Raw genomic sequence first — 4,302 nt, forward strand, 5'->3', positions numbered from 1 at the left:
GCAAGCAAGAAAAATTGCTCATTCATTTGTAAGCGATTACTTTTTTACTCCTTCTTTTTTCCTACTATTACGCTGATCGAAAACTAAACCGATGAAAATTAAAATCCCCCAAAAGATTACACTACCTCCAGTCATTTCAATTTCCCCCTTATTATATAAAGATATTATTTTAATCATTATAACATTTTCTTAATTTTCAATCTATTAAAACCCAAAATGATATTATTACATAAATTGTAGTATAACAAAAAAGACCTTCTTATTTTATGTATAAAAAGGTCTTTTTTCATTATACAAGACTTATTACTTTCGTCTTTGTAATTAAGTCCTGAAAACCGCAATTGTCTTTGCGGAACAACATCATATATACGTTACATATTAATGGAATTCCTAATAGCAATACGTTCGGCAATAACAATACAAAAAATCTTATAATTAATGTTTGCAACGTTAGCTTTTCACTCTTCAATGAAATTAATTTTATTCTCGTTACCTTTTTGCCAAGTGTAACACCGTTCCAAATAAAGGGTAACACAATAAAATATATCGCCATTAATATGAAAACTACTGCGAAATCATATCTAAAATCACCTAAACTTATATTAAAGCGCTTAAACATAGCACTATAGTTTCCGGTCATAATAGCTACTACTGCACCATACATAACCGAGATTAAAAACATGTCAATTAGGGAAGCACCTATGCGATTCATTACAAGCGCTGGACGATGCATCTTTAACTTCATTTTATGTCGACTCCTTCATATCCTTCTTTACCCGTCTCATCGTACCACTTCTAAAAAACATTGTAAACTAGCGTTTCTCTTACTTTTCTTGTACAATTTGTTACAATAGCATTATAAAGGAGGTTCCCATATTGAAAAAATGGATAATCCTATTCGTCGCCTTCCTATTAACTGGTTGTACAGGAAACACAAGTCACTTAACTTATACGGTTAACGATGAATACGAGCTCATACGTACTTCTGGAAATGCATTTGAACTTTTCCCCTCGCAAGATGCTGTATATGCCACACAATACATCCCTGCAAAAATTACAGACATTGCTTGGGATGATAAATACATTATTGCAAAACAAACTGAGGAAAAATCAGATCCAAATAACCCTGACGCAGCAATTGCAAATAAAAAAAGTGAACATTATTGGATTATTGACGTAAAGCACAATAAACGTTTCGGTCCCTATAATGAAAAGCAATTTAATAAACAAAAAGATGCGTTTAAAATTAAGGTACCTTTTCAAAATGTAGATTCATACATAAAAGAAATAAAAAAACAGTCAGCATAATCTTTTGAGTGCTGACTGTTTTGTCTTACATTATTTTAAAAACACATTACTCCGAAAGTGAGATATTAAACGTTTGTGGCTCTTTTACAACATCTTGTGTTTCTGAATCTCCTGCAAGTAAATCATCAGTTATAAACTGAATATCCTTTACCTTGTCTTTTCCATCGTCAAGTATTAAACCAATAATCCCATCTCTTGTTTCACCAGGCTTATAGTCTTCTCTTGATACATTTTTTGTACCAACTAACGTATCTTCGTCATATAAAAAGTTTTGAGTCGCTACTTTAAAATGTTGCTTACCATTAATTATAACATCATTCATAGAGAAAAATTGCATATTTTTATTTCCGCTATTCTCCACTTTATATGTAATCTCAACGTAACGAATTGTATTACTAATCTCTGTTCCACTTAGCGATGCATATAATTCTGCATCTTCTTGGCTTACTTTATCCCCTAATCTACGTTTTACTTCTTCAGGAGTTAGTGCCGTGTATACTTTCAATGTATTTTTTGCCTTTTCACTCATCTGTGATAAAGAGATTACTTTCACATCTTGTACGTGAATTTTCATTGGCGCTACTTCAAATGTTTGATTCACAGAATGCATCTGCTCTAACTTGAAAGTACCCCAGCCTGTTTCTTTCACTTTTTGTCCTACTTTTTTCAGCTCACGCCCACCATATTCTTTTGTTTCAGGAATAGATTCTTTCTTCTTCGGTTCAGCTTTCTTTTCTTCTTGATGGAAGCAACCACTTAACATAAGAAGAAAACTACATAAAACAAAAATACTTTTCCATGCTTTCATCATTTCATTTCTCCTAACGCTATCATTCATGAATATAAAATTAGTCCCTTGCTTTGTAAACTATAGAAACAATGAAAAGTCCACAAAATGAACTTGTCAGTCCAGATACTATTATACCTCCAATTTGGAAAATATGAAAATAGGGATCTAGGAACACATACACGATAAATATAATAGTTGCCACAACAATTACTGAAATCCAATACTTTCTTTTTTCCGAAGCTAAAATAAAGTCTTTACCCATTTCATTTCTATGCTTCCATAAAACGTATGCTAATAATAGAAAACCAATACATGTACTTCCATGTTGCATATATTTATAAACAGAGATACCGTACCATTCTCTTTGCAATAATGGTATTTTCATAACAAAATAGCCTGTCTTATGAGTGAATGCATCCCAAACAACATGCGTTAACATACCGAATAATGCTGAATAACAAAATACAAAAAGATCCTTCCATGTATGAAGACCCCACCCCTTGTCTACTGCATATGTATAGTAGCCAGCAAATGGTTTAGGTAAATGTGTTATAAAAGACTTTTTTAAAATGTAATGATATATGTATGCTAATAAGAAGACAAGTGGTAAATTTAAATATAAGAACCCAAGCCACGTATGCCCAATAACACCATACGGTCTAAAGTGTAAAAAATATTCAAAGTCAGGCGCCATACTACCTAATATAAGAGCCGTTACTGACATATATTTAGAATGCTTTTTCGCAAAAGGAAGAACTGCTGCTGGATGTGCAAATGTAAACGGCATACTTTAACTCCTTCTCACATTTTCAGTAGAATACCATATATCATAACGAGAGAATGGATCTTCATGCAATATTTATTTTCACATTGGAATATGATAGTTTAAATGATATAATCCACATAAATATTCAGAAAACAAGAAGGGATTCAGGTGTCATTAACACTTGTATTTGCTACCTTTTTAGATTCAAAATCCGTTATGAATTGAGGTTTATATATTGATTGACGTACCCTTTTTACAAAATGTCACATTAAAAAAAGAAAATATCCCTAGTTTTTCCGCATATCCTTACTGCTTACCCGCTATCCGAACATTACAATCACTAGCTTTCCATCCAAATGTAACATTCATTATTGGAGAAAACGGAACGGGTAAATCAACATTACTTGAAGGAATTGCAATTGCGTTAGGTTTTAATGCAGAAGGTGGAACGAAGAATTTCCGCTTTAGCACAAACGATTCACATTCATCTTTACATGAATACCTTCGAATTTCAAAAAGTTTCAATACACCAAGCGACGGTTTCTTTCTTCGCGCTGAATCATTTTATAACGTCGCTTCTTATATTGATGAAATGGATGCTGATCCAGAAGCACGCGGAAATCCAGTTATTGATTCATATGGTGGTGTCTCACTACACGAACAATCACACGGTGAATCATTCTTTTCCTTATTTATGAATCGTTTTTCAGGACAAGGTTTATACATTTTAGATGAGCCTGAGGCAGCTCTATCACCGATGAGACAACTTTCCATGCTCATTCGAATGCACGAACTAGCTGAACAAGGTTCACAATTTGTTATTGCGACGCATTCTCCTATTTTAATGGCTTACCCTGAATCTACTATATACTCTTTAACACAAGAGGGGATTCACGAATCCACATTAGAAGAAACCGAGCATTATCAAACGACGAAACTTTTCTTTGAAAATCGCGATCGATTATTCCATCATCTATTTGAGTCATAAAAAAAGAAGCAGCAATAGCTGCTTCTTTTTTATAGTGCTTCTATAAATAAGGCAACCCCGATACCGCCACCAACGCATAAAGAGGCAATTCCTTTTTCTAAACCACGTCTTTTTAATTCGTGAATTAAACTTACTGTAATACGACCCTGATAAACTTACTGTAATACGAGCCCCTGTACAACCAATTGGATGCCCAAGTCCTACGCCACTACCGTTTACGTTCACTTTTTCACGGTCTAAACCTAACTCTTTCTCTACAGCTAAATATTGAGCCGCGAAAGCTTCATTAATTTCCAGTAAATCTGCATCTTCTAATGACCAATCTACTTTCTCTAATCCTTTTCGGATTGCTGGTGCTGGTCCAATACCCATAATTTTCGGGTCTACTCCAGCTACTGAATATCCAACAATTCTAGCTAACGGTTGTAAGCCTTTTTCTTTTGCTTTTTC

General features: G+C 33.7%; 6 protein-coding genes and 1 pseudogene. 2 read left to right on the forward strand and 5 right to left on the reverse strand.

The genetic code is table 11. The features are described 5' to 3' along the window. Nucleotides 1-36: 36 nt before the first annotated feature. Both DN403_RS29745 and DN403_RS29750 read right to left on the reverse strand, forming a co-directional pair. On the reverse strand, nucleotides 37-135 hold the full coding sequence (locus DN403_RS29745; RefSeq protein WP_000145659.1) for a hypothetical protein: 99 nt from the start codon (nucleotides 133-135) through the stop codon (nucleotides 37-39). A 154-nt stretch (nucleotides 136-289) separates the two neighbouring features. Continuing rightward, nucleotides 290-745: an RDD family protein gene (locus DN403_RS29750; protein WP_000769078.1), complete on the reverse strand. Its 456-nt coding sequence runs from the start codon at nucleotides 743-745 to the stop codon at nucleotides 290-292. A gap of 131 nt (nucleotides 746-876) precedes the next feature. Here DN403_RS29750 and DN403_RS29755 point away from each other — a divergent pair, with 131 nt between their 5' ends. Continuing rightward, nucleotides 877-1,308, forward strand: coding sequence for a DUF3997 domain-containing protein (locus tag DN403_RS29755; protein WP_000758794.1), 432 nt, complete (start codon nucleotides 877-879; stop codon nucleotides 1,306-1,308). Nucleotides 1,309-1,354: 46 nt separating this feature from the next. Here DN403_RS29755 and DN403_RS29760 read toward each other — a convergent pair whose 3' ends face one another. Beyond that, nucleotides 1,355-2,119, reverse strand: a complete 765-nt coding sequence (locus tag DN403_RS29760; RefSeq protein ID WP_000973897.1) for a hypothetical protein — start codon at nucleotides 2,117-2,119, stop codon at nucleotides 1,355-1,357. A 37-nt stretch (nucleotides 2,120-2,156) separates the two neighbouring features. Continuing rightward, nucleotides 2,157-2,885, reverse strand: a complete 729-nt coding sequence (locus DN403_RS29765) for a DUF4184 family protein (protein WP_001116870.1) — start codon at nucleotides 2,883-2,885, stop codon at nucleotides 2,157-2,159. 214 nt (nucleotides 2,886-3,099) lie between these two features. On the opposite strand from DN403_RS29765, the gene DN403_RS29770 reads away from it, so the two are divergent. Further along, the gene (locus DN403_RS29770) at nucleotides 3,100-3,852 is read left to right on the forward strand and encodes an AAA family ATPase (RefSeq protein ID WP_016077285.1); all 753 of its coding nucleotides are present in this window, start codon (nucleotides 3,100-3,102) and stop codon (nucleotides 3,850-3,852) included. Between the two features lie 29 nt (nucleotides 3,853-3,881). On the opposite strand, the pseudogene DN403_RS29775 reads toward DN403_RS29770, so the two are convergent. Beyond that, a pseudogene (locus DN403_RS29775) lies at nucleotides 3,882-4,302 on the reverse strand (acetyl-CoA C-acyltransferase); the annotation flags it as partial.

This window comes from Bacillus sp. AY2-1 (assembly GCF_008368965.1).
In the GTDB taxonomy this organism is placed as follows: domain Bacteria; phylum Bacillota; class Bacilli; order Bacillales; family Bacillaceae_G; genus Bacillus_A; species Bacillus_A thuringiensis_S.

Excerpts from the sequence above, each read along its gene's own strand:
- DN403_RS29745 (WP_000145659.1), bottom strand. The coding sequence starts at position 135 with ATGACTGGAGGTAGTGTAATCTTTTGGGGGATTTTAATTTTCATCGGT.
- DN403_RS29750 (WP_000769078.1), bottom strand. The coding sequence starts at position 745 with ATGAAGTTAAAGATGCATCGTCCAGCGCTTGTAATGAATCGCATAGGT.
- DN403_RS29760 (WP_000973897.1), bottom strand. The coding sequence starts at position 2,119 with ATGATGAAAGCATGGAAAAGTATTTTTGTTTTATGTAGTTTTCTTCTT.
- DN403_RS29765 (WP_001116870.1), bottom strand. The coding sequence starts at position 2,885 with ATGCCGTTTACATTTGCACATCCAGCAGCAGTTCTTCCTTTTGCGAAA.